General features: G+C 69.4%; 23 protein-coding genes. 14 read left to right on the forward strand and 9 right to left on the reverse strand.

The window, feature by feature from the left end; genetic code table 11:
- Window positions 1–276 (reverse strand): helix-turn-helix transcriptional regulator, encoded by a 276-nt coding sequence (locus E3O50_RS14535; protein WP_134445823.1) that lies wholly within the window; start codon window positions 274–276, stop codon window positions 1–3.
- A 117-nt stretch (window positions 277–393) separates the two neighbouring features.
- Between E3O50_RS14535 and E3O50_RS19715 the strand changes: the two genes are divergently transcribed.
- Window positions 394–1,425: a hypothetical protein gene (locus E3O50_RS19715; RefSeq protein ID WP_241975385.1), complete on the forward strand. Its 1,032-nt coding sequence runs from the start codon at window positions 394–396 to the stop codon at window positions 1,423–1,425.
- Window positions 1,426–1,433: 8 nt separating this feature from the next.
- On the opposite strand, the gene E3O50_RS14545 is transcribed toward E3O50_RS19715, so the two are convergent.
- The 5 genes from E3O50_RS14545 to E3O50_RS14565 form a co-directional block, all read right to left on the reverse strand.
- On the reverse strand, window positions 1,434–2,660 hold the full coding sequence (locus E3O50_RS14545) for a hypothetical protein (RefSeq protein ID WP_134445824.1): 1,227 nt from the start codon (window positions 2,658–2,660) through the stop codon (window positions 1,434–1,436).
- 24 nt (window positions 2,661–2,684) lie between these two features.
- Complete coding sequence (locus E3O50_RS14550; RefSeq protein ID WP_134445825.1) at window positions 2,685–3,563, reverse strand: glycosyltransferase; 879 nt, start codon at window positions 3,561–3,563, stop codon at window positions 2,685–2,687.
- 3 nt (window positions 3,564–3,566) lie between these two features.
- Window positions 3,567–4,394: a CDP-alcohol phosphatidyltransferase family protein gene (locus E3O50_RS14555; RefSeq protein WP_134445826.1), complete on the reverse strand. Its 828-nt coding sequence runs from the start codon at window positions 4,392–4,394 to the stop codon at window positions 3,567–3,569.
- Window positions 4,391–5,377, reverse strand: a complete 987-nt coding sequence (locus tag E3O50_RS14560) for a glycosyltransferase family 2 protein (RefSeq protein WP_134445827.1) — start codon at window positions 5,375–5,377, stop codon at window positions 4,391–4,393. The genes E3O50_RS14555 and E3O50_RS14560 overlap by 4 nt, the downstream gene beginning before the upstream one ends.
- Before the next feature lie 199 nt (window positions 5,378–5,576).
- A complete protein-coding gene (locus tag E3O50_RS14565; protein ID WP_134445828.1) occupies window positions 5,577–7,277 on the reverse strand; it encodes a trypsin-like peptidase domain-containing protein in 1,701 nt (566 codons plus the stop codon).
- Between the two features lie 203 nt (window positions 7,278–7,480).
- Here E3O50_RS14565 and E3O50_RS14570 point away from each other — a divergent pair, with 203 nt between their 5' ends.
- Window positions 7,481–8,716: an aminotransferase class I/II-fold pyridoxal phosphate-dependent enzyme gene (locus E3O50_RS14570; protein WP_134445829.1), complete on the forward strand. Its 1,236-nt coding sequence runs from the start codon at window positions 7,481–7,483 to the stop codon at window positions 8,714–8,716.
- Between the two features lie 109 nt (window positions 8,717–8,825).
- On the opposite strand, the gene E3O50_RS14575 is transcribed toward E3O50_RS14570, so the two are convergent.
- A complete protein-coding gene (locus tag E3O50_RS14575; protein ID WP_134559463.1) occupies window positions 8,826–9,911 on the reverse strand; it encodes an alkene reductase in 1,086 nt (361 codons plus the stop codon).
- Between the two features lie 230 nt (window positions 9,912–10,141).
- Between E3O50_RS14575 and E3O50_RS14580 the strand changes: the two genes are divergently transcribed.
- Window positions 10,142–11,263, forward strand: a complete 1,122-nt coding sequence (locus E3O50_RS14580; RefSeq protein WP_134559465.1) for an alpha/beta hydrolase — start codon at window positions 10,142–10,144, stop codon at window positions 11,261–11,263.
- A 53-nt stretch (window positions 11,264–11,316) separates the two neighbouring features.
- Here the strand turns inward: E3O50_RS14580 and E3O50_RS14585 are convergent, their stop codons facing one another.
- A complete protein-coding gene (locus E3O50_RS14585; RefSeq protein WP_134445832.1) occupies window positions 11,317–12,051 on the reverse strand; it encodes a glucose 1-dehydrogenase in 735 nt (244 codons plus the stop codon).
- Between the two features lie 151 nt (window positions 12,052–12,202).
- On the opposite strand from E3O50_RS14585, the gene E3O50_RS14590 reads away from it, so the two are divergent.
- Both E3O50_RS14590 and E3O50_RS14595 read left to right on the forward strand, forming a co-directional pair.
- Window positions 12,203–12,934: a TetR/AcrR family transcriptional regulator gene (locus E3O50_RS14590; RefSeq protein WP_166790664.1), complete on the forward strand. Its 732-nt coding sequence runs from the start codon at window positions 12,203–12,205 to the stop codon at window positions 12,932–12,934.
- A gap of 116 nt (window positions 12,935–13,050) precedes the next feature.
- On the forward strand, window positions 13,051–13,437 hold the full coding sequence (locus tag E3O50_RS14595) for an ATP-dependent DNA ligase (RefSeq protein WP_241975386.1): 387 nt from the start codon (window positions 13,051–13,053) through the stop codon (window positions 13,435–13,437).
- A 13-nt stretch (window positions 13,438–13,450) separates the two neighbouring features.
- Here E3O50_RS14595 and E3O50_RS14600 read toward each other — a convergent pair whose 3' ends face one another.
- Window positions 13,451–14,308 (reverse strand): carbon-nitrogen hydrolase family protein, encoded by an 858-nt coding sequence (locus E3O50_RS14600; RefSeq protein WP_134559469.1) that lies wholly within the window; start codon window positions 14,306–14,308, stop codon window positions 13,451–13,453.
- Between the two features lie 118 nt (window positions 14,309–14,426).
- Here E3O50_RS14600 and E3O50_RS14605 point away from each other — a divergent pair, with 118 nt between their 5' ends.
- The 9 genes from E3O50_RS14605 to E3O50_RS14645 all read left to right on the forward strand — a co-directional run bounded on the left by E3O50_RS14605 (window position 14,427) and on the right by E3O50_RS14645 (window position 24,908).
- A complete protein-coding gene (locus E3O50_RS14605; protein WP_134445835.1) occupies window positions 14,427–15,104 on the forward strand; it encodes a response regulator transcription factor in 678 nt (225 codons plus the stop codon).
- A gap of 13 nt (window positions 15,105–15,117) precedes the next feature.
- On the forward strand, window positions 15,118–16,500 hold the full coding sequence (locus E3O50_RS14610) for a HAMP domain-containing sensor histidine kinase (RefSeq protein WP_166790665.1): 1,383 nt from the start codon (window positions 15,118–15,120) through the stop codon (window positions 16,498–16,500).
- Window positions 16,501–16,584: 84 nt separating this feature from the next.
- Entirely contained in the window at window positions 16,585–18,123 is a 1,539-nt protein-coding gene (locus E3O50_RS14615; protein WP_134559473.1) for a glycosyltransferase family 39 protein, read from the forward strand.
- A gap of 5 nt (window positions 18,124–18,128) precedes the next feature.
- Window positions 18,129–18,869: a polyprenol monophosphomannose synthase gene (locus tag E3O50_RS14620; RefSeq protein ID WP_134559474.1), complete on the forward strand. Its 741-nt coding sequence runs from the start codon at window positions 18,129–18,131 to the stop codon at window positions 18,867–18,869.
- Between the two features lie 187 nt (window positions 18,870–19,056).
- The gene (locus E3O50_RS14625) at window positions 19,057–19,773 is read left to right on the forward strand and encodes an NUDIX domain-containing protein (protein ID WP_134445839.1); all 717 of its coding nucleotides are present in this window, start codon (window positions 19,057–19,059) and stop codon (window positions 19,771–19,773) included.
- Between the two features lie 44 nt (window positions 19,774–19,817).
- On the forward strand, window positions 19,818–21,143 hold the full coding sequence (gene nadA / locus E3O50_RS14630; protein ID WP_134445840.1) for a quinolinate synthase NadA: 1,326 nt from the start codon (window positions 19,818–19,820) through the stop codon (window positions 21,141–21,143).
- Window positions 21,140–22,849 carry an L-aspartate oxidase gene (gene nadB / locus E3O50_RS14635; protein ID WP_241975387.1) on the forward strand — a complete coding sequence of 570 codons (1,710 nt, stop codon included), beginning with the start codon at window positions 21,140–21,142 and terminating at the stop codon, window positions 22,847–22,849. The genes nadA and nadB overlap by 4 nt, the downstream gene beginning before the upstream one ends.
- A complete protein-coding gene (gene nadC, locus E3O50_RS14640) occupies window positions 22,843–23,727 on the forward strand; it encodes a carboxylating nicotinate-nucleotide diphosphorylase (RefSeq protein ID WP_134445841.1) in 885 nt (294 codons plus the stop codon). The genes nadB and nadC overlap by 7 nt, the downstream gene beginning before the upstream one ends.
- A gap of 35 nt (window positions 23,728–23,762) precedes the next feature.
- Window positions 23,763–24,908 (forward strand): cysteine desulfurase family protein, encoded by a 1,146-nt coding sequence (locus tag E3O50_RS14645; protein ID WP_134559476.1) that lies wholly within the window; start codon window positions 23,763–23,765, stop codon window positions 24,906–24,908.
- Window position 24,909 lies beyond the last annotated feature (1 nt).

The raw sequence follows: 24,909 nt of genomic DNA on the forward strand, positions 1-24,909 counted from the left end.
TCAAGGATCGACGATGGCGAGGCTGTCGCGATCGGGCGGCAGCTGTTCCTTGGTCAGGCCGGTGAGGAGGTCCCCGACCTCGAGGCTCAGCACGTCCGCGAGCCGGATCAGGGTGTGGAAGGTCGGATTCCCAGTGCCGCGGTCGATCCTGGCGTAATTGGACACGTTGAGTCCGGCCCGGTGCGCGACAGACTCCTGGTTGAGCTCGAGTTCCGTTCGGCGCTGCCGCAGGCGCAGTCCCAGCAGGCGGCTCGCTTCTGACTTCGGCTCCGGCATCCTCCATCTATAGGCTTGAAGTGGGAAAACCGCCAGTGGCCGGGGAAAAGATGTGAATACCTTCCCCTGTCAGACCGGCAACGTAAACTCGACGGAAATCGGAAGGACGGCATCGACATGGCACGAAGAGTGAAACCCCTCGTCTCGACGACCGGGGGTCTGCCGCAGGGCGGCCAGCTTCCGACCGGCATCATCCGGGGATTCGACCGGGTCATGGCCATCCACCGCCCGGCTGTGCTCGCCCACATCCGCGGCATCCGCCGGCGCTCACCGGACTCGGACCCCGCACAGATCATCAGGATCCTCGAACGCCGCTACCTCGCCATGGTCACGACCGGCGGCGCGGCCGTCGGGGCGACGGCCGTCATTCCCGGCGTCGGCACCGGGGTGACCCTCGCACTGTCCGGCGTCGAGACCGCCGGGTTCCTCGAAGCGACAGCCTTGTTCGCCCAGTCGGTGAGCGAGGTGCACGGTATTGCCGTCGACGACCCGGAGCGCGCCCGCGCCCTCGTCATGACGATGATGCTCGGCAGGGAGGGCTCCGACCTCGTCCGCCAGCTTGCCGGCCAGTTCAGCGGAACGGGTGCGGTCCGAACGGCCTATTGGGGCGAACTCGTCACCGCGAGCATTCCGCGCGCCATCATGGGTCCGCTCACCGATCGCCTGAAGAGCTCGTTCATCCGCCAGTTCGCGACCCGCGGCTCCGCGAGTTTCGTCGGCAAGGCGCTCCCCTTCGGCGTCGGCGCCGTCGTCGGCGGCGCCGGCAACCATATTCTGGGCAAGCGGGTGCTGACCTCGTCCCGGCTCGCCTTCGGCCAGCCGCCTGCGGGCTTCCGTCCCGAACTCGACCCGCGCATACGCGAGGCGATCGTGCGCGAGGGCGGCGGCCTCGAGGGAGTCGGCCGTGCCGGCGCGCTGCGGGTCGCCGCCGGCCACCGCATCACCCAGCTCGGGCAGCTCGGGCACGGCACCCTCACCGTGCTCCCCCGCATGGTCCCGCGGCTGCTGCGCCGTGGCCGACCGCTGGAGTCAGGGGTTCCAGGCACCGCAACGGCGGATCACCCGGATTCGGATCACGCGGATTCGGATCACGCGGCCGCCGGGCAGGACGTGTCTCCCCGCGAACCGGCCTCCTCTCCGCGACCGTAGCAGGCCGCTCAGGGCCGAACGGCGTCGAACCGCTCCCACTCGTCCATCAGGTGCTGCACGGCCGCGTGGAAGCGAGCGGTGGCCGCACCGGGTGCCGCGTCGCCGAAGTAGCGTTCGACCCACACACCCAACCGGGCCTCGGCCTCCGGGTCGTGCGCGAGCGCATCCACCGTGCCCACGATCGAGGAGGCGGCGGACGCGTCGAGCCATTCGCACGCCGCGAGGTACCCGCCGGTGTCGATCTCGGCAGCGGGATCGGCGGGGCGGGTGACGAGAAGGGCCTTGCCTGCGGCGAGCCGGTCGTAGACCATGGCTGAGATGTCGACGATGGCAACGTCCGCCGCCGCGAGCTGCCAGCCGAGCTCCGCACCGGTGTCGTACATGTGGTGAGCGGCGGGATCGCGGGCGTTCGCCGCCTTGATCAGGGCGATGATCCTGCGGTTGGCTGCGCCGTATGCCTCGTCGGTGACCCCGCTGCGCGGGTGCGGCCGGTAGATCAGGCGATGCCGCGACGAGGCGAGGAGCGCAGTGGCGAGTGCGACGCCGTGGCTCGCGATCGAGCCGTATGCCGCGGTGGGCCGGTCTCCTTCCCAGGTCGGCGCGTAGAGCACGACCTGCCGGTCGTCGGGAACGTACGGAAGCACGCCGCTGTAGTGGTCCGCCTGCGGGCGGCCGATGGTGATCGCCCGCTTGTCGAAGTCGTAGTCCCAGAGCACCCGGTCGAGACGGGCGAGGGCGGCGTCACCGGCGACGAAGGCGTAGTCGTACGCCTTGATCTGGTTCGTGACCATGTACATCTTGTCGCTCTCGCCATGGTTGATGAACACGTGCCAGCACCGCGGGTAGCGCATCATCTGGAAGTTCCGGGCGTTCTGGTTGACGTAGAACACGATGCGGATGTCCTGTTCCGCGACGACCCGCTCGAGGTCGGCGACCTTGCGCACGTAGGTCACCGGCACCGGGCACTCCTCGGACATCGGCAGCGCCCCGGTCCCGGTGCGGCTCAACACGATGACGGGCCAGGTCTCGGCGAGCACGGCGAGCGGCCGGTACCACTGCCGCATCTGATACAGGTTGACGGCGCCGTCGGCGAAGTAGACCGCGATCTTGAAACGGCCGAGCGGAAGCGGACCGTCCCCGAGGAGCCGGCCGGCGAGCAGTTTCTGTGCCCGGCGCGACGCGGCGACATCCTTGACCAGCTTGACGGCCAGGCCGATGTCTTTTCGAATGGTCATCCCTCCAGAGTACCGAGCACCGGGTCAGACGATGGGGGGACGGCCGGCCAGGGACATCCGCCAGACCGTGCGAGCGCTGATCGGCCGCCGCTCCCCCGGGTTGCTGCGCCAGCCCTCCCGGAATCCGGCGAGCCAGGCCCGCAGTGCCGGCCGGTCGCTGCGGAATCGCAGCAGCTGGATCGCGAGCCAGGAACCGGCGTAGACCGGGACCAGCACGGCAGGCAGGTTGCGCCGGGCGAGCCAGACCCGGTTGCGCGCGTTCAGCCGGTAGTAGTCGGCGTGCCGGGTGGGCTGGATGACGGGATGATTTGCTTCGAGGTTTCCCGCGTACCAGGTGCGCAGCCCCTGGTCCCAGACCCGCCACGCCAGTTCGATGCCCTCGTGCGCGTAGAAGAACGGTTCGGCCCAGCCTCCGGTGGCCAGGAAGACCGCACGGGGCATCACCACGGCACCTTCCCAGACCGAGAAGACGGCGCCGGACTCGGTCGCGGCTCCCTTACGGATGCGCGGAATCCAGCGGGTCGGCGCCGCCGCGCCCGTGGGATCGGTCACCCGGGGTTGCAGCAGGCCGATCGACGGGTCCGCGCGGAGCTGCGCGACCGCGCGACTGAGGAACCGGGGGTCCGGGATGCTCGCGTCGTCGTCGAGGAAGAAGAGGTACTCGCCCGTCACAAGGGGGACGCCGCGATTGCGACCGGCGGGGATGCCCAGGTTCTCCGTCAGGGCCAGCGCCTGGACGGCACCCGGTAACCCGGTCGGTACCCAGCCGTTGCCCACGCAGACCACGTCGAGGACGACCTCCTGCTGGGCGAGCACCGAGCGGATGCCGCTGGCGAGGTCATCCGGCCGGGTGCCCTGGGTGAGCACGACGACACCGACCCTCGGCAGCACGGTGTCGCTCACCGCTCAGGACCGGACGCGGCGCGACGCCATGATTGCGACGAAATGGCCGAAAAGAGCGAGGATCGACAGGGGCACGAGAGCGATGAGCACGATCCGGTCCATGAGAGGCTCGCCGACGAAACGGCCGATCACCGCGGAGGCGAAGATCAGGATCGTGAGTTCGACGGAGTGGTACAGGCGGTGGAACGGCAGGAACCGGGCGAGCCTGCGCAGCTGGGCGATCCTGCCGGGAGTCGGGGTCTGCTCACCGCGCGTGTCGGCGAGCTTGGTGAGCCCCGCGTTCGCCCTGGCGACGTGCACCATGTCGTTGAGCGCCTTGTTGAGCACGATCACGAGGGCGAGCAGCAACGCGAGAGTCGTCCAGAGGAAATCCTCCGGCGATTCGAACGGGTAGGCCGCCGCGCGAATGCCGAACGCGATCGGAATGAGCGCCTCCGTCGAGTAGTGACCGACCTTGTCGAGGAAGACCCCGGCCGGCGACGATTCGCCTCGCCAGCGCGCGACTTCGCCGTCGCAGCAGTCGACGAGCATCTGCAGCTGCCCGAGGATCAGCGCGAGCAGGGCCCCCCAGACACCGGGGATGAGCAGCGCCGCAGCGGTCGACCAGCCGACGAGGATCATCAGCGCCGTGACACCGTTCGCGGTCACGCTCGTCTTCAGCAGCAGCCAGGTGAGATACGGCGACACGTCGCGCAGGTAGAGCGAGGCCGTCCAGTGCTCGGCGTTCGCCCGCAGGCGTACCTCGGGCGGCTGCGCGACGGCCCGCAACTCGGCGATCGACGTCGGCCGGGGCTGGCGCACCCGACCGGTGGAATGTGAGTGGGATGTCATAGGTGTCTCCCGGTCCGTGCCGCGATATTGCTGGTGAGTTTCAGGTATCCGAGCAGGAAGCCGAAACCCCAGCAGAAGTGGATACAGGGCAAGACTAGAAGGAACCAGGCGCCGGAGCGCCCGCCATCAGGGCGAGTCACGACGACGGTGGCCAGGAGGACGACGAGCAGGTATCCGACCGGGGCGATCCAGCCCAGCAACAGCCACGGTACGACGACGCCGGCGAAGCCCAGGACCACTCCGGCGGTGACGAGGAGCACCATCACGGGAGGCACGAAATAGCGGATGCCGTTGTCTGCGGGGAAGCGCCGCGCGAGTTCCCCGCGCCACATTCCGGTGGACAGCATCTGGCGGGCGAGTCTGGACAGGCTCGGTCGCGGCCGGTAGACGACGCGCAGCCTCGGTGTGAACCAGACCGTGCCGCCCTGCTCGCGGAGGCGCCGATTGAGCTCCCAGTCCTGGCCGCGCTTGATGGTCTCGTCGAAGAGCCCGGCACGCAGGAGGCTGTCGCGGCGGAAGCAGCCGAGGTAGACCGTCTCTGCGGCGCCCTCCGGCCCACCGACGTGGAGGGGCGTTCCGCCGAGGCCGATCCGGGTGCCGTAAGCCCGGGCGACGGCGCGCTGGAACGGAGCGGTGCCCCGCGCGTCCATGACTCCGCCGACGTTGTCCGCCCCGGTGCGCTCGAGGGTATCGACGGCGACGCGCGCATAGTCGCTCGGCAGCACCGAGTGGGCGTCGACCCGGATCACGACGGGGTAGGCGGATGCACGGATCGCGGCGTTGAGGCCGGCAGGGGTCGATCCGATCTCGTTGGGCACGACACGGATGCGCGGGTCGAGTTCGGCGAGTTCCGCGACGAGTTCCTCCGTGCCGTCGATGCTCGGTGCAAGGGCCAGCGTGACGTCGAACGGACCGGTGTAATCCTGGCCCAGGAGGCTCGTCACCGCGGCCCGGACGTGCAGCACATCGTTGAGCACGGGCATCACGTAGGAGACACCGATCAGGGGCGCTTCGCCGGTGTGTGCTGCCTGTTCGATCGGGTGTCCATTCCGTTGCGGACTGTCCAGACTACCAGCCCACCCCTTTGGGGGCCTCCTGACGGCTGGCGCACCGGAGCGGAAACACGACTGCGCCGCCGGTCGATGACCGGCGGCGCAGGGCGTGGAAGGAGGACGGGAGCTGCTAGCTGGACAGTTCCCCGACCGTGACGGTCACGGTGTACGACTTGCCGTCGCGGACGTAGACGAGGTCGGCGGTGGCGCCGGCGGCGAGTACCCGCACCTGGGCGGTGAGATCCTTCGCGTCGGTGATCGGCACTCCGTTGAACTTCGTGACGACGTCGCCCTTCTTCAGGCCCGCCTTCTCGGCTGCGCCACCGGAGCTGACCTCGCTGACGAGGGCGCCGACCGTGCTGCTCGTGTCACTCGTCGCGCTCGTGATGCTCGCACCGAGCAGCCCGTGGGTGGCCTTGCCGTTGGCGATGAGCTCGTCGGAGACGCGCTTGGCGAGGTTCGACGGGATCGAGAAGCCGACGCCGATGCTTCCGGCAGCCGTTCCCGATGAGGAGGACCCGCCCGCGTTGGCGATGGCGACGTTGATGCCGATCAGTTCACCCTTGGAGTTGAGCAGGGCGCCGCCGGAGTTGCCGGGGTTGATCGCGGCATCCGTCTGGATTACGGAGAGCGAAATGCTGCTCGTCGTGCTCGGAGTGGTCGACTGCGCGCTTCCGTCCTTGTTCGGGAGGTCGAAGTTCCAGAAGTACGGGTTGTCCGTGCTCGGGGCCGTGGTGTCCGGCGTGTCCGTGGTGGGCGCCGCCGATGAGGCGATCGAGATGCTCCGGTTGAGGGCGCTCACGATGCCGTCGGTGACGGTTCCGGAGAGGCCGAGCGGTGCGCCGATGGCGATCGTGGTGTCGCCGACGTTGAGCTTGCTCGAGTCTGCCCAGTTGATCGGGGTGAGGCCGCTCGCGTCGGTCAGTTTGACGACCGCGAGGTCGGAGATCGGGTCTGTGCCGACGATTGTCGCCTTGTAGACCTTCCCGTCACTGGCCGTGACTTCGAGGGTCGCGTCTGCGCTCGCGCCGTCGAGTGTCACGACGTGGGTGTTGGTCAGGACATAGCCATCGGAGGTGAGGACGACTCCGGAACCGGTGCCGCCGGAGGTTCCGCTGGTCGCGTTGATGGTGACGACGCTCGGCATGGCCTTCGCGGTGGCTGCCGTGATCTGGTTGACGCTCTCGGTGTTGTTGACGACGACGGTGCTCGACCCCTGGGCCTGACTGACGGGGGTGCCGTTGCCCTGGCCTCCGGAAAGGAGCGCCATCACGCCGGCGCCGGATGCGCCGCCGATGAGGGCGCCGATCGCGAGCGCCGCAACGAGGCTGAGTCCGGCACGGCGGCGGGCCGGGTCCTTCGGATGGGGGGCCGACGACGGGCCGGTCGGTCCGTTCGGGCCGCCACCCTGGGGAGCGTAGGAGAAGGGTGCAGCCGATGCTGCGAAGTGCGGCGGGACAGAGCCGTCGGCTCCGCCGAGGGGCCGTCCGAAGGCATCCGTCGCGTAGGGAAGCGTCGGCTGGGTGATCTGGTTCGACGCGTTCGCGACGGGCTGCTGGGGAGCCTGGGCGGCCTGGACGTCTGCGGGGGCGGACGCCTGCTGGGCGACGACGCCCTGCGGCTGCTCTGCAACCGGCTGCGCGGCCTGCGGGAAGCCGACGACCTCGGTCGTGTTGTCCGCGTTCGCGGAGGGGGCCGGGTACTCGGTGGTATCGGCGGGGACGGCGGCGTTGGCCGGCTGTCCGGACGCGGCGGCCTGGCCGGCGTCGGAGGGAACGTCGGCAGCGGGACGATCTCGATTAATGTCTGGGTCCTGAGGGTGTTCGGTCATGAGGTGCTCCTTCCAAGCGATGCCAGCTTCGCGCCCGAACCTGAACGAATCCTCCGCCCAAGCTGAGAGCATTCAATGACGAAGCCGTGATGTTGCTTGGGGTGGCAGCCCAGCGACCGGGGTCGGCCGGATCGGCGCAGCAATCCTCGCCTGCGAACCGGTCCCGTGAGCCACCGACACGGGGGATGTCGTAGTTTGGAGTCATGCACGGCTCCCCCGAGACAGTTCCGACCGCGGCCATTCCGGGCGCCTGGCGCCGGACGGCCCGTGGTGCCGGCCTGCTGGGCGCCGACGGCACGATCGCCGCCACCATCTTCGCCGAGATGAGCGCGCTCGCCGTCCGCACCGGCGCGATCAATCTCGGACAGGGGTTCCCGGATGAGGACGGACCCATCGAGGTTCTCGACGCCGCCAGACAGGCCATCACGGACGGGGTCAACCAGTACCCGCCTGGCCGCGGCTTCCCCGTGCTTCTCGACGCGATCGCCCGCCACCAGCAGCGTTTCTACGGCCTCAGTGTCGACCAGGAGACCGAGGTCCTCGTGACCGCGGGGGCGACAGAGGCGCTCGCTGCGACGATCCTCGCCCTGATCGAGCCCGGCGACGAAGTCGTGACGTTCGAACCGTTCTATGACGCGTACGGCGGCCTCATCGCACTCGGCGGCGGCATCCATCGCACCGTGCGCCTGCGCACGCCGGACTTCCAGCCGGATCTCGACGAGCTCAGTGCGGTGATCACCGATCGCACCCGGCTCATACTCGTGAACAACCCGCACAATCCGACCGGGACCGTGTTCTCCCGCGAGACGCTCGAGTTCATCGTGCGGCTCGCCGAACAGCACAACGCGATCATCGTCACCGACGAGGTCTACGAACACCTCACTTTCGGTGTGCAGCACCTGCCCGTCGCGACGCTTCCGGGGGCTTTCGAGCGCACCGTGACGATCTCCTCCGGCGGGAAGACCTTCAACACGACCGGATGGAAGATCGGCTGGCTGACAGCACCCGCCGCGCTCGTGACGGCGATCCTCGCGGTCAAGCAGTTCCTGACCTACGTGAACGGTGCGCCGTTCCAGCCGGCGATCGCGAGGGGGCTCGATCTCCCGGACTCGTACTTCACGGGTATCGCGGCCTCGCTGCAGGGCAAGCGTGACGTCCTCGAGCGCGGCCTGGTCGCCGCGGGCTTCGCCGTGTCGCGCCCGAGCGGTTCGTATTTCATCGTGGCGGATGCCGCGCCGCTCGGATACGAGGACGGCGCTGACTTCTGTCGCGACCTTCCCGCCCTCGCCGGCGTGGTCGCCGTGCCGATCGGTGCGTTCTGCAGTCCGGAACACCGGCCGCAGTATGCCTCGCTCGTGCGCTTCGCCTTCTGCAAGAAGGTGGACCTGTTGGAGCAGGCTGCCGCACGGCTCGCCGCCCTGCGCCCGGCCGCCCGGTAGCGCGAGGCCGCCCGAACCGATTCGACGGAGATGCCGGGTTTTCGTAACCTGGGCGGCCGCAAACCGGCCCAGAAACTCAAAAAGTCCGTCGAATCGGTTCGGGCGAGTGTTACTCCGCGGCGGCGGCGGCGAGCGCCGGGTAGTCCGTGTAGCCGGCGGCCGTGCTGCCGTAGAGGGTCTGCGGGTCGAGGGCATTGAGCGGGAGGTCGTCGCGCCAGCGGTGCACGAGGTCGGGGTTGGCGATGACGGCGCGTCCCACGACGACGGCGTCTGCGACGTCATCGGCCAGGATGGCCATGGCCTCGGCCCGGGTCGTGACGGTGCCGAAGCCGGTGTTGATCAGGAGCGGTCCGCCGAAGCGGGTGCGCAGTCCCTGGATCAGGTCGCCGGTCGGGTCCTGGTGCAGCACGCTGAGGTAGGCGAGGCCGAGCGGGGCCAGCCCGTCGACCAGGGCGGTGTAGGTCGCGAGGGTCTCTGCGGCATCCGTCTCGAGCACGTCCTGGATGTTGTGCTCCGGTGAGATGCGGATCCCGACCCGGCCGGCGCCGATCGCGGCGGCAACAGCAGTCGCGACCTCGATCACGAAGCTGGCGCGGTTCGCGGGCGAACCGCCGTGGGCATCCGTGCGCTGGTTCGAGGCCGGTGACAGGAACTCGTGCAGGAGGTAGCCGTTGGCACTGTGGATCTCGACGCCGTCGAGCCCTGCCGCGATGGCGTTCTGCGACGCGCGCACGAATTCCGCGACGATTCCGGGGAGTTCGGCCTCGGTCAGCGCGTGCGGAACGGGGTATGGCTTCTTGCCCTCCGGGGTGTGCGTCTCGCCCTCGATGGCGATCGCGCTCGGCGCGACGACGTCGAAGCCGCCGTTGACGAGGTCGTGCGAGACCCGGCCGGCGTGCATGACCTGGGCGACGATGAGGCCGCCGGCCTCATGCACGGCCGACGCGACGGAACGCCAGCCGTCGACCTGCTCGGCGGTGACGAGTCCGGGCTGGCCGGTGTAGCCCTGTCCGGCGTGGCTCGGGTAGACCCCCTCCGACACGATCAGGCCGAGGGACGCGCGCTGGCGATAGTGCTCGATGACCATCGGTCCGGGGATGCCGTCGAGGCCCGCCCTGGTGCGGGTCAGCGGCGCCATCACGAGTCGGTTCGGCAGGTGCAGGTCGCCGAGGGTCAGCGGGGAGAACAGGGTCACAGTCGCTCTTTTCGTAGTACGGAAGTTCCGCCGGGCGCGGCCGAACGGGCCGGCGCAGGGAAACGCAGGGTGCGCTGCAGACAACGGGCCCGGGCCCGGTCCTATTCCACACGCGGTCCACACCGTCGTCCGCCGCCGGGACGCCGACGCCGGGCCGGGCCGGGCTGCGAGCGGTCTCAGCCTGTCCCGACGCGGGCAAACCGATCGCCCCGCGGCGACGAATACCAGGCATGACCATCCTGGTGACACGAACTCCCGACCGCACGGCGGCGCCCGCCCCGGTGACGTCTCTCGTGCCGGCCGGGACGTCCAGGACGTCCGTGACGTCCGTGCCCGAAACTCGGCGGGATGAGTATTGCCCGTTCCCACTCTCGACAGACGCACGCGCCTTCGGCCTCACCACGAGTTCGATGCGCCTCGGCTCCGGCACGCTTGCGGTGCGTCACGGCCGCCGCACGGGCAGCGACACGGCGACGGTCCTGCTGCACGGGGCTGCCGGCTCCTGGACGACCTGGACCCCGCTCCTCTCGGCGGCGACGAACGGTGGCTCGGCGGGCTCGACGGGACGCGTTCCATCCGGCGCACTCGCCCTGACCGACCTGATCATTCCGGACCTACCCGGCTGGGGCGACAGCGAACCAGCGGATGCCTCCGGCCGGCACTCCACCCGGCCCGCCCCGGGCATCACGACCGTCGCGGCCGCGATCGCCGAAACCGTCCGTGCACTCGGCTACGAGCGCTGGCACGTCGTCGGGCACTCGCTCGGCGGTTTCCTCGCCCTCGAACTGGCCGCACTCGAACCTGCCGCAACCGTGTCGGTCTCCCTCGTCTCTGCGACGACGTTCTCGGTGGTGGACAGCGTGCGGCATCCGATCACCAGGTTCACCCTGCTGCCCGGGTACACGGCCCTGCTCGGCGTCATGCGCGCCCTCGCGGTCGCCGAGCCCCCCGGCCGCGGCCTCGTGCGCTGGCTCAACAGGGTGGGTGTGCTGCGCGGGCTCACCGCGCCGCTGTTCAGCCGGGTCGACGCCGTACCGGCGAGCGTGATCTCGGCCCTCGCGACGGAAGTCCGTCCGCGGGCCTTCGTCGAGGCATCCGCCCTCGCCGGAGCCCATGACCCGGAACGGTCCTGGGCCCGCATCACCTGCCCGGTGCGCGCGATCCAGGGCGACGCGGACATCTTCGTCGCCGATTCGGACCGCGCCCGGCTCTCCGCCGTCATTCCCGGGTTCGTTTCGCGAACGATCGCGGGCACGGGCCACTTCGCCCACATCGAGAAGCCCTTCGCCGCCCTCGAAGCCCTGAGCAGCCTCCGCGAGAGTACACTTTCGGCCCCTAAACCGATGGTTTAAGGGCCGAAAGTGTACTCTCGCGGGCCCGCCGGGCGGAGCGGGGACGTGAACGATCAGTTGTGCGGGATGCCGATCGTGAGGCCGCCGTCGATGACGAACTCTGCTCCGGTCGAGTAGCTCGACTCGTCGCTCGCGAGGTACAGCACCAGGCTCGATACTTCCTCGGGCTTGGCGCCACGGCGCAACGGGATCTCAACCATGTCGACGTCGAGGGACTTCGTCATGGCCGTCTCGATGAAGCCGGGGTGGATCGAGTTCACGCGGATGCCGAGGGGCGCCACGTCGAGCGCGACCGACTTCGTGATGCCGCGCACGCCGAACTTCGACGCGACGTAGGCGTGCAGGCCCGCGCTGCCGAGGAGGCCCTCGACCGATGAGACGTTGACGATCGAGCCGCCGCCGCGGCGTGAGAGCGCAGGGATGGCGGCCCGCATGCCGAGGAACGTACCGGTGAGGTTGATCTCGATGGTGCGGGTCCAGACGTCGATCGGGAAGCTCTCGATCGGCGCGGCGCTCGCGATTCCGGCGTTGTTGACGAGGATGTCCAGCCCGCCGAAGGTTTCCACGGCGAACAGGACAGCGGCAGACCAGTCGTCTGCGTCGGTGACGTTGAGGTGCACGTAGCGTGCGGACGGGCCGAGTTCGGTCGCCATGGCCTCGCCCTCGGTGTCGAGGAGGTCTCCGATGACCACCTGCGCTCCCTCCGCGATCAGCCGACGCGCGTGTGATGCTCCCATTCCGCGGGCACCGCCACTGATCAGTGCCACTTTGCCTTGAACGCGACCCATGATGGCCACCTTTCTCTTCGGGTTCAATGAATCTGTACTCTACTCAAAAATGAGCGTACTCCGTTATATTGGAATCAGCTGATTGAATCTACGATTGAGAAAACCCCGTGGCACCGTCCCGGGAAGCAGCCGACCCAGAGTGAGGATCCCCGTGCGCCGACCAGACGAAGGCACGACACCGGCCGCCGGTGCCGCCGCCGTTGCCGACGCCGACGCCGCCAGTGCCACTCCTGGCCGCCGCGAACGCAACAAGCGTGACAAGCAGGGCCGCATCCTCGCGGCCGCCGAGGATCTCTTCGCCGAGCGCGGCTACGCGCTCGTCACGACCCAGGACATCGCCGATCGCGCGGATGTCGCGGCGGGGACGCTCTTCCGGTACGCGAGCTCGAAGCCCGAGCTCCTCCTGATGGTCTTCAACAACGAGTGGCGCAGGGCCCTGACCGGAACCCGGCACGATCCAACGAAGGCGGACGCATCCCTCGCCCCGACGGACGCGATCATGGCCCTCCTCCTCCCCCTGCTGACCTCCGCCGCGCGCCACCCGGAGAACACCGCCTATTACCAGCGCGAGATCCTGTGCGGCGAGCCCACCGGGACCTACCGCGCCGAGGCCCTCGAGCTCGTCGACGGGCTCGAGGCCACCATCGCGACCGTGCTCAGCGGCTACGGGACGGAGACCCCCGGAGAATCGGAGCGGCTCCGGCGGGGGGTGGACCCGGCGCTTGCGGCACGCAGTATCTTCTCGCTGCTCCACCTCGCCCTGATCCGATGCGGGCTGGGACGGGAGCCGATGGAGAGCCTGCCGGACTCGCTCCGCACCGAGATCGACCTCGTGCTGCACGGCATCGTCGAGCAGGTGCCGGCCGCGACCGCCGAGGCCTGACGATTCCCTTGTATTGACCGGGAATTACGACCACACTTAAAGTGCGAACCCAGCGGATGCCCCACACGGGCGGTCTGCTGTTCGCGCGAGAGTTCACCGACTGAAAGCGGCGCCCCATGGGTTCGTTGACGTATGACCGGGTCACCGTCGAATTCGACGACCGGATCCTCGCGCACCTGCAAATCGTGATCGTGCAGAAGTTACGCCGCGGCGAGAGTTTCCTGTTGTCCTGGCGGAACGCCGCAGAGGCAGGAGACGGTCGCAGTTCCGCCTGGCTGCACCCGGCCATCCCGCTGTACTTCAAGTTCTCCGGCGGCCAGCCGCCGACCATCAATCCGCTGTGGCTCGCCCAGCTCACCCGCTCGGCGAACAGCTCCCAGGGACTCGTCGCCACGGGAGAGGAGCGGGCGATGTCCGAGCAGGACCACGTGATGCGCAAGGAACCCGGTTTCCGTTCCCGGGCGGCAGCGGCCTCCCAGGACACGATCGCGACCGAGGGCTGAGGCTCCCCGGCGGCTAGACCTCGACGATCCCGAAGCGCCGGAGCCGGAGTGCGGGGTTGACCGCACGCACCTGCCCGAGGCGAGCCGAGGTGAGCCAGGCGAGGCCGACATCCGTCGTCTCGCCGATCGTGACCAGTTCGACCCCCATCGGGTCGACGATCATGCTCGTGCCGACGCCGATCGGCGGGGCGTGGTCGGCGGCGGCGACATAAACAGTGTTCTCGATCGCGCGCGCGGTCAGGAGGGTGCGCCACTGCTGCTCCTTGAGCGGGCCCCGCACCCATTCGGCGGGCACGAGCACGAGCTCGGCACCCGCGTCGACGAGTCGCCGGGTGACCTCGGGAAAGCGGATGTCGTAACAGGTCTGCAACCCCACCCGCAGCCCTCCGACCGAGAAGGTCTGCGGCGGCTCGATCGCGCCGGGCAGCACCCAGTCGGATTCGCGCTCGCCGAATGCGTCGTAGAGGTGCAGCTTGCGGTAGCGGGCGAGGAGCTCGCCCGTCGGCCCGACGCTCACGATGGTGTTGAAGAATCGTCCGGCACCGACGGCCTCCTCGAGCATGCCCGCGACGATGACGAGGCCGAGGCCTTCGGCGAGCGCCGCGAGCGCCGTCACGAACGGCCCGTCGATCGGCTCGGCGGCCGCGACGAACGCGGGCCCGAGGGTCGGCTCGAAGAACGCGGAATACTCGGGGAACACGACGAGCTGCGCGCCGCGGTCGACCGCGATGCCGGCCAGGCGGGCGACCTCGGCGAGGTTCGCCTCCCGGTCGGCCCCTGGGACGAACTGGGCGACGGCGACACCGACGGCCGTCGGGTCGACAGGCACCGTCCGGGCGGGCGCTGGCGTGGCAGGCGGGGTTTCGACCATGGCGTCAGCCTAGCCACGAGGGCGGCGCGATTGGAGCGGAACCCTCAGACTGGTCACGCTCCGCACCGGGAACGTGCCAGCATGAAGAGGTAGCGGCGTACGAGCAAAAGGGGCGGGCATGACGAAGATCCTGGTCGTGGAAGACGACGAACAAATGGGCGCGCTGATCGAACGCGGACTCGAGGCAGAGGGCTACGAGATCGTCAGGGTCGGGAACGGGATGGATGCCCTGATCGCGATCAACAACAACGAATTCGACCTTGCGGCCATCGACGTGATGTTGCCGCAGATGACCGGGTTCGAGATCTGTCGGCGCATCCGCGACTCCGGCAACACCATGCCGGTCCTGCTCCTGACCGCCAGGGACACCGTCGACGACCGGGTCTTCGGGCTCGACAGCGGCGCGGACGACTACCTCACCAAGCCCTTCGCCTTCCTCGAGCTCACCGCCCGGGTGCGCGCCCTGCTCAGACGCCAGTCGATGGCAACACCGCTGAGCCTCGAACTCGGCAACCTCGCCATCGATTCCCGGGACCTCAAGGTGACCGTGGCCGGCCGGTCCGTCTCGATGAGCCCCAAGGAAGTCGCGCTGCTCCGCCTGCTGTGCAGCCGGGCGGGGACGACCGTCGACCGCACGACGATCCTCGAAGAGATCTGGAACGGCACCGAACACATCGACCCGAACATCGTCGACCAGTACATCAGCTACCTGCGGCGCAAGATCGACTCTGCGGCGGCCGGGATGCGGATCGTGACCGTACGCGGCTCCGGGTATGCCGTGGAACTCGTCGAGTGAGCGGAGCACGTCCATGAGGTTGCCAGGGCTGTCGATCCGGGCCCGCATCACCGTCGGCAGTCTCGTGATCGCCGCTGTCCTGTTCAGCGGTGCAGCGGCGTTCTTCCGCGGCGAGGTCCAGGCGATCCTGATCGAGACGACGACGACACTGCTGCACAGCGACGCTGCCCCGATCGTGACGGACCTGATCCGCAACCCGACCGAACCCATCGACGGCCCGAGCGAGGGCCAGCTCATCGCGATCGTCGGTCCGGACGGCCAGATCTCCAAGTCCTCGCTGCCGATGGCGCTGCGGAAACGCGTGAGTGAGCTCGCGACGATCGGCGAGACGCCGCAGACGATCGACGCGGGCAACGCCAGGTACCTTGTCGCCGCGACGACGGCCGTGACCAACCAGGGCAACTGGGTCGTCATCACGGCGCGGAACGAGGAGGCACTCGGCTTGCTGCTCGACGAACTGGGCCGGGTGCTCATCATGGGCACCGTGCTGCTGACCGTGGGATTCGGCCTCGCCTCGTGGCTGCTCACCGGCGCGGCCCTCCGCCCGGTGAACCGGCTGCGCAAGGAGGCGGAGAGCCTGAGCACGACCGGGTCGTCCGCGCAACTGCTCGTCCCGGCGGGCAGGGACGAGGTCAGCCGCCTCGCGGTCACGCTCAATGACTTCATCTCCCGGCTGCGCCGCAGTCTCGACAGGGAGAAGCAGGTGGTGTCGGATGCGAGCCACGAGTTGCGCACTCCCCTCGCCGTGCTCAAGGCGCAGCTCGAGCTCGCGCATCTCAATTCCGGCGACGCTCCGGCCCTCGAGGCGGACATCGACGACGCCTCCCGCACCGTGGACCGCCTCTCCCGGCTCGCGACGAACCTGCTGGAACTGTCCAAGCTCGAGAGCCAGCAGGCCCCGCCGGAGTGCGGCTGGGAGAACCTGATCGCCGAGATCTCGGCCTCGGTCGACCGCGCAAGGGTGGTTCGCAACGGGGAGGATCTCGACGTCGACTACGAGATCGAGGGCGAGGACCCGACCGGCCGCTATGCGATCTCGGTGACCAACGTCGGGCAGCTCATCGACAATCTCATCTCGAACGCCATCAACGCCATGGGCGGCCGCGGCGCCGTGACCGTCACGCTCCGCAGCCTCGCAGAGGGTGCCATGCTGAGCGTCGTGGACACGGGGCCCGGCATGCCGGAATCGTTCATCCCGGTGGCCTTCGACCGGTTCTCCCGGCCGGAACAGTCCCGCGCGAGCGGCTCGATCGGGTCGGGGCTCGGCCTCGCGATCGTGCACGCCATCGTGACGCGGGCGAAGGGAACCATCAGCCTGCGCAACACGGGGACGGGCCTGGCCATCGACATCCGCCTGCCGCGAAGCACCCGCACCGGACAGGGCCCGCGGGCCTGACGACAGCGCCAAACTGAGAGCCTTCGCAGGCGCCCGACACCGGGTCGTCGGGAAACCCCCGACCGGGTGGCATAACGTAATGGGGTGACTTATCTGCCCGCGACCCATGATCCAGAGCTGCGCCCGCAGCGGCGATCCTGGCCCACCCACCGGCAGCTGGCCCCGCTGTACGTCGGTGTTCTCGGCCTGTTGATCTCCGCCGCGGCGGCCTGGAACCCGTCCTATTGGGGCGATGAAGCCGCGAGCGTGATGTCCGCGGAGCGTTCGTTGCCCTCCCTGTTCCGGATGCTCGGCACGATCGATGCCGTTCATGGCACCTATTACCTGATGCTGCACTTCTGGATCGACCTCTTCGGTGCGTCCGAGTTCTCCACCAGGCTCCCGAGCGCGATTGCGATCGGTGTCGCAACGGCGGGAACGTTCGTCCTCGCCCGGATGCTGACCGGGGCCAGGGTCGCCTGGATCGCAGCCCTCGTCTTCGCGGTACTTCCCCGGGTGACGTACATGGGCGCAGAGGCGCGATCGACGGCGCTCGCGACGGCTATCGCCGTGTGGCTCGTCGTGCTGCTCGTGCATCTGGTCCGCGCAGGGACGGCGAGCCGGTCGACCCAGAGCTGGCTCTGGATCGGCTTCACCGCGCTCTTCGCCCTCGGAATCTATGTCTTCCTCTACGTCGCGCTTCTCGTCCCCGTACTCGGGATCGCGGTGTTCCTGCTCGCGCCCGATCGGGCCCGGCGACGCGGACAGCTGATGGCCTGGTCGGGCGCGACCGTCGTCGGTCTCATCATCGCTTCCCCGGTCCTGTTCGCGGGCGTCAGTCAGAAGGACCAGCTCTCGTTCATCGGGCGGCGAGCCCAGACGGGCGTGCTCGACGCGGCCGTCAACCAGTGGTTCGGCAACGTGCCCGCGGCGGTCATCGCCTGGGCTCTGATCCTGCTCGCGGTCGTTCTCGCCTGGTTCAGTCGCGGAAGGGTGCCCGCCCTCGAGCGGAACAGGGCAGCGTTGGGCGTGATGCTCGCCTGGATGCTCGTGCCGAGTGCGGCTCTGCTGATCGGCACGCATGTCGTCACGCCGATGTACTCGCTACGGTACCTCTCCATCTGCACGCCGGCCGCAGCAATCGCGCTCGGGATCGCCGTGGCCTGGATCAGGCCCCGCTGGGCCGGGATCGCGGCACTCGTACTACTCGTCGTCGCCGTGGTGCCGAGTTACGTCGACCAGCGCGGCCCGTACGCCAAGAACGCCGGGAGCGACTGGCGCCAGGCCGCATCCATCGTCCAGGCCGGTGCGCACCCCGGAGACGCGATCGTGTTCGACGAGAGCGTGCGGCCCTCACGGAAGCCGCGGCTCGCGCTGCACCTGTACCCGGCATCCTTCACCGGGCTGCGCGACGTGACCCTCGACACGGCCTATGGGGACACCGGATCGCTCTGGGACACCACCCGGCCGCTCACGAGCGTCCTGGATTCACTCGCGGGCACGGATACGGTATGGCTGGTGCAGTATTCGGGCAGCAGTGAAGAAAAAGCGGGCACCGACCTGCACACGCTGCAAGACCTGGGATTTTCCGTCGCCTCAACGGCCACGGTCGTACACACAACAATCACCGAACTGACAAGGTAGTTTTCATGGCACAGACACTGGTCATCATCCCGACCTACAACGAACGCGAGAACATCAATCCGATCGTGGCCAGGGTGCGCGCGAGCGTCCCGGCCGCGGACATCCTCGTCGTCGACGACGCCTCCCCCGATGGCACCGGCCAGCTCGCCGATGCCATCGCCGCAGCGGACTCCCAGGTGCACGTCCTGCACCGCACGAAGAAGAACGGCCTCGGAGCGGCCTACCTCGAGGCCTTCGGCTGGGGCCTGTCCCGCGGCTACGACGAGCTCGTGCAGCTCGATTCGGACGGTTCGCACCAGCCTGAGCAGCTCCCCGACCTGCTGGCGGCGGCGAAGACCGCCGACGTCGTGATGGGATCGCGCTGGGTTCCTGGCGGAGCCGTGCAGAACTGGCCGTGGCACCGCCGCGCGCTGTCCCGCGGTGGATCGACATACTCACGCCTCGTGCTCCGGCTCCGCCAGCACGATGTCACAGGCGGCTACCGCGTCTACACGGCGCATGCCCTCGAACGCATGGACCTCGCGAGCGTCGAGAGCCTGGGCTATTGCTTCCAGATCGACATGCTGCTCACGAGCGTGCGGGCCGGCCTGACCGTCGTCGAGGTGCCGATCACCTTCGTCGAGCGTGTGCTCGGCTCATCCAAGATGAGCGGAAGCATCGTCGTCGAAGCGATGGCCCGCGTCACCCTGTGGGGCCTCACGGGCAAGGGCGCCCGTCGGTCCGTCGTTGCCGCCGCCAAGAACTGAGCCGCGCGTTCCGAATTCAGGAGTCGAGCCATCTTGACGCCGGAACCCGGCCGATAAACCGGTTCAGACCAGTCCTACTCCTGAATTCGGAACAGGAACGAAGTCGGGGGCGACTTCGGGTCAGAATGACTATATGATGGGTTCACCCAGTTAGAGTCATACTGACCTTTACCTAGTGGATGCCCCCATGAGCGCTCAAGCCGCTGTCGCACTCGCCGTGTCGACCGTGATCTTCGCCCTGCGCTCCGACGCGGAATCCGACTTCAAGACGCTGTGGCTCCCCCTGGTCCGCCGCACCAGGGACCCATACCTCGACCAGTGGGCGTTGCCGGGCGGCGGGCTGCCCGGCGACGAGGAACTCGCCGCGGCCGCCGCCCGTACCCTGCACGAGACAACCGGCCTCGCGCCCAGGTACCTCGAGCAGCTCTATACCTTCGGCGATCCGGGCCGCTCTGCCGGCGGCCGCGTGGTGTCCGTCGTCTACTGGGCCCTCGTCGAGTCCGGTGAGGCCGACCTCGCCGTCGTCGGCGACAATGTGCGCTGGTTCGCCGCAGACCGCCTGCCGCGGCTCGCCTTCGACCACAACCGGATCGTCGAGTACGCCCTCTGGCGGCTGCGGACCAAGGTCGAGTATTCCCGGATCGCCCACGCCTTCCTCGGCGAGACCTTCACGCTCTCCCAGTTGCGCGACGTGCACGAGGCCGTGCTTCAGAAGTCCCTCGACCCGGCCAATTTCCGTCGCACGATCGAGGCATCCGGTTCCATCGTCGACACCGGCGAACGCGTCGCGGGCACCCGGCACCGTCCGCCCCGTCTCTACCGGTACAACGACTCCGGACGACAGGGCGAACCGGATCCTTTCGGGCCGGAACCCGCGACCGCCGCCATCCCCACCACGAACTGAATCACCGTGTACAACGCTTTTTGTGAAAATCGAGGAGTTACAGCATGACCATCGCATCGGTCGACCGCACCATTCGTCTGATCAGCACGGGCACCGCGCCCGGAAGCACCTGCAGCCCGCAGCTGGCCGCAGGCCCCTGGGAATTCGACTCCGGCACCCCCGGCTACGGCCCAGGGTCCTCGATGGGCGATGTGCTCCCGACCGGGTCCCCGCGCCAGGGCGCGCTGCCCGAGCGCTACCGGACCGCCTCCGCAGAGGAACTCGACGCGCGCATCCGCTCGGCCAAGGCCACCCTCGGCGACCGGGTCGTGATTCTCGGGCACTTCTACCAGCGCTCGGAGGTCCTCGAGCACGCCGACTTCGTCGGTGACTCCTTCCAGCTCGCGCAGGCGACGAAGAGCCGCCCCGATGCCGAGGCGATCGTCTTCTGCGGCGTGCACTTCATGGCCGAGACCGCAGACCTCCTCTCCGGGCCCGACCAGGCGGTCATCCTGCCCAACCTCGCCGCCGGCTGTTCGATGGCGGACATGGCCGACATCGACTCGGTCACCGACTGCTGGGAACAGCTCGAAGAACTCTACGGAACCGAGGCGGATGCCTCCGGCCGGGTCCCGGTGATCCCGGTCACCTATATGAATTCCTCGGCGGCCCTCAAAGCGTTCTGCGGCGCCAACGGCGGCATCGTCTGCACCTCCTCGAACGCCGAGACCGTGCTGAAGTGGGCCTTCGAACGCGGCCAGCGGGTACTCTTCTTCCCCGACCAGCACCTCGGCCGCAACACCGCGAAGGCGATGGGCATCCCGCTCGAGCGGATGCCGATGTGGAACCCGCGTAAGCCACTCGGCGGCAGCACCGGGACCGAACTGGAGGCCGCCCAGGTCATCCTGTGGCACGGATTCTGCAGTGTGCACAAGCGCTTCACCGTCGACCAGATCACCACCGCCCGTGCAGAGCACCCCGGGGTGCGTGTCATCGTGCACCCGGAGTGCCCGATGGCGGTCGTCGACGCCGCCGACGAATACGGCTCCACCGACTACATCAAGAAGGCCATCGAGGCCGCCCCTGCCGGATCGACCTTCGCGATCGGCACCGAGATCAACCTCGTGCAGCGCCTCGCGGCTGAGCACCCCGAGCACACCATCTTCTGCCTCGACCCCGTCGTCTGCCCGTGCTCGACGATGTACCGCATCCACTCCGGCTATCTCGCCTGGGTGCTCGAAGCCCTCGTCGGCGATGCCGGGCAGCCGCCCGCCGTGCTCAACCGCATCGAGGTCCCCGCGACCGACGCGACGAACGCCAGGGTCGCCCTCGAGCGGATGCTTACCGCGCGTCCTCCCGTCGGCGCACCGGTGAGCGGAGCACGCGCGTGACGCCCGCAGCACCGATCGCACCCGTCGCACCATCGCTCCGGATCCTCGTGATCGGGAGCGGCCTCGCCGGACTCATCGCCGCGGTGCGCGCGACCGACGCGGGTCATTCCGTCACCCTGGTCACCAAGCAGGGACTCCCGGACAGCAACACCCGCTATGCCCAGGGCGGCATCGCCGCGGCCATGTTCCCCGACGACTCGGTGGACCTGCACATCCTCGATACCCTCCGCGCCGGGGCAGGCCTCTGCGACCCGGCGGCCGTCGAGGTGCTCTGCGGCGAAGGGCCTGCCAGGGTCCGCGACCTGATCCGCTTCGGCGTCGACTTCGACAAGGACGACTCCGGCGTGACGCGCGGGCTCGAGGCCGCCCACTCCCGCTCCCGGGTGCTGCACGCCGGCGGGGACGCGACCGGCGCCGCGATCGAAGCCGCACTCGTTTCGACCGTCCGCGAACGGGCCGCCCGCTCGGCCCAGACCCCGGGTATCCCGCGCGTCCAGCTCCGTGAGCACACCATGCTCGTCGACCTCCTCGTCGCGGGCGACCGGGTGACCGGCGCCTCCCTGCTCGGACCGGACGGGCTCGTGCACCGGGCCGACGCCGACGCGGTGATCCTCGCCACCGGCGGGGCGGGCTCGCTCTTCCCGCACACCACCAATCCCGCGCTCGCGACCGGCGACGGCGTCGCAGCGGCCTGGCGCGCCGGCGCGGCGATCGCCGACCTCGAGTTCTACCAGTTCCACCCGACCGCCCTCGCGGTGCCGGGAACCCCGCTCGTCTCCGAGGCGGTCCGCGGCGAGGGCGCCGTGCTCCTGAACGCTCGCGGCGAGCGCTTCATGCTCGCCATCCACCCCGGCGCCGAACTCGCCCCCCGCGACATCGTCGCCCGCAGCATCGCCCGCGAAATGTCCGCCCAGGGCGGCACACCCGTGCTCCTCGACGCGACCGGCCTCGGCAGGGAACTCCTCGAAACCCGCTTCCCCACGATCACGGCCGCGTGCCTCGCCGCCGGGATCGACTGGGCCGTCGAGCCCATCCCCGTCGCACCCGCCGCCCACTACTGGATGGGTGGCGTCAGCACCGACCTGTGGGGCCGCACCTCACTGCCCGGCCTCTACGCCGTCGGCGAGACCGCACGAACCGGGACCCACGGCGCCAACCGCCTCGCCTCGAACTCCCTGTTGGAGGCCGCGGTCTTCGCCGACCGAGCCGTGCGCGCCCTCGGCACTGGCCAGGTCGACGCCGACGGCAGGCGCCTGCCGCCAGTGCCGGCCTCCAGCGGCACGGCCGACGCGACCGTTCCCGCCAGGGCCGTCGACGGACCCGGCGCGCATGTCGACCGCGCCGAACTCCAGCGCCTGATGTGGGACGCGGCCGGTGTGCTGCGCGACGGTGACGGGCTCGCCGCGGCATCCGCTGCCCTCGCCGGCTGGAAGCACCCGGCACCCGCCGGTCAGGACGCGACCCCGGCCGACCGGGTGCGCGCCGTCGAAGACGCCAACCTGCTCGACCTGGCGAGGGTCACCGTGGCCTCCGCGTTCGCCCGCGAGGAATCCCGGGGCGCGCACTACCGCGCCGATTTCCCCGAGAGCCGGCCGGAGCTGGCCCACAGCCAGGCGTGGGTGCGACCCGCCGATTCCGACGATCCGTTCCTCGTGCTCGAATCCCCTGAACGCGCCAGAGAGGCCGAGGAGGCCATCGCATGCTGAGCACCACCGCCATCGACACCGTGGTGCGCGCCGCACTCGACGAGGACGCCCCCTGGGGCGACCTGACCTCCGAGGTGCTCATCCCCGCAGACGCCACGGCGACCGCGAGGCTCGTCGCCCGCGAACCCGGCGTTTTCAGCGGCAGCGCCGTCTTCGAATCCGCCTTCCGGCTCACCGACCCCGCCATCGCGGTCACGCTGCTCACAACCGACGGCACTCCCTTCGCGACCGGCGACGTGCTCGCAGAGGTCGCCGGCCCCGCCAGGGGCATCCTCCAGGCCGAACGCATCGGCCTGAACTTCGTGCAGCGGATGAGCGGCATCGCGACGCTCACCGCCCGGTACGTCGCCGAGACCGCCGGCACCCGCGCCCGCATCGTCGACACCCGCAAGACCACGCCGGGGCTGCGGGCCTTCGAACGCACCGCCGTCCGCGACGGCGGCGGCCACAACCACCGCTTCAGCCTCTCCGACGCGGTCATGGCCAAGGACAACCATCTCGCCGTCCTGCAGTCCGGCGGGCTTGGCCTCACCGAGGCGCTCCTGCTCGTGCGCGACCGGATCTCGCACACCACCCACCTCGAGGTCGAAGTGGACCGCATCGACCAGATCGAAGCCGTGCTCGCGGCCCGCGTCGACACGATCATGCTTGACAACTTCGACCCCGATCGGCTCGCGGAAGGCGTGCGCCTGGTCGCAGGCCGCGCCATCGTCGAAGCGAGCGGCGGCGTGAACCTCGACACGGTCCGGGCCATCGCGTTATCCGGCGTCGACGTCATCTCCGTCGGCGCGCTCACCCACAGCGTGCGCTCCCTCGACCTCGGCCTCGACGTCGTCGTGGTCGCCGGCACCGAACTCGACGGCGCCGTCCGGAACTGACCGCCGACCGCCAGCAGACACCCAAGGAGCCCGGAGTGATCTACCTCGACAACGCAGCGACGACGCCCGTGCGCCGCGAAGTCCTCGAGGCCATCTGGCCGTTGCTCACCACCGGCTTCGGCAATCCCTCGAGCCACCACCGGGTCGGCGAGGCCGCGGCGGCCGCCCTCGCCGACGCGCGCGCAACGGTCGCCGCCGTTCTCGGCTGCCGACCCGCCGAGGTGCTGTTCACGAGCGGCGGGACCGAGTCCGACAACCTCGCGATCAAGGGCATCGCCCTCGCCGCGCCGCGGGGCCGGCACCTGATCATTTCGGCGGTCGAGCACGAAGCGGTCCTCGAATCCTGCGACTACCTGCACCGGTTGCACGGCTTCGACGTGACCCTGCTGCCGGTGGATGCCCAGGGTCTCGTCGATCCGGCAGACCTCGCCCGTGCGCTCACCCCCGCCACGACCCTCGTCTCGGTGCAGTACGCCAACAACGAGGTCGGCACCGTGCAGCCGATCAGAGATCTGTCCGCGCTCGCCCGCGCCCAGGGCGTCCCGTTCCACACCGACGCCGTCCAGGCCGCCGGCTGGCTGCCACTGTCCGTCGCCGACCTCGGAGTCGATGCGCTCAGTATCTCCGGCCACAAGCTCGGGGCGCCCCAGGGAACGGGGGCGCTCTTCCTGCGACGCCGGGTACCGCTCGAACCCGTCCAGCATGGCGGCGGCCAGGAGCGCGGCAACCGGAGCGGCACCGAGAACGTCGCCGGAGCCGTAGCCCTCGCGACAGCGTTGCGGCTCGCCGAGACCGAACGCGCATCGAATGCTCCCAGGGTCGCGGCCCTCCGCGACACCTTCATCGCAGAAGTGCTCGGCGCGGCGCCGGGCGCACGCCTCACCGGGCATCCGCTGCAGCGCCTGCCCGGAACGGCGTCGTTCGTGTTCCCCGGCACGAGCGGGGAGGCCGTGCTGCTCGAGCTGGAAGGACACGGGATCGTCTGCTCGAGCGGCTCGGCGTGCGCGGCGGGCAGCGACGAACCCTCCCCCACCCTCACGGCCATGGGGCTTCCCGCGGAGGTCGCCCAGACCGCAGTCCGGTTCACCCTTGCCTCGTCGACGACCGGAGCAGAGCTCTCCGAAACGGCCCGGGCCGCCGGTCTCGCTGTCGCGACAATCCGAGGTCTCGGCCGACGCTGAA

The sequence above is a fragment of the Cryobacterium sp. MDB1-18-1 genome, from assembly GCF_004402735.1.
In the GTDB taxonomy this organism is placed as follows: Bacteria; Actinomycetota; Actinomycetes; order Actinomycetales; family Microbacteriaceae; genus Cryobacterium; species Cryobacterium glucosi.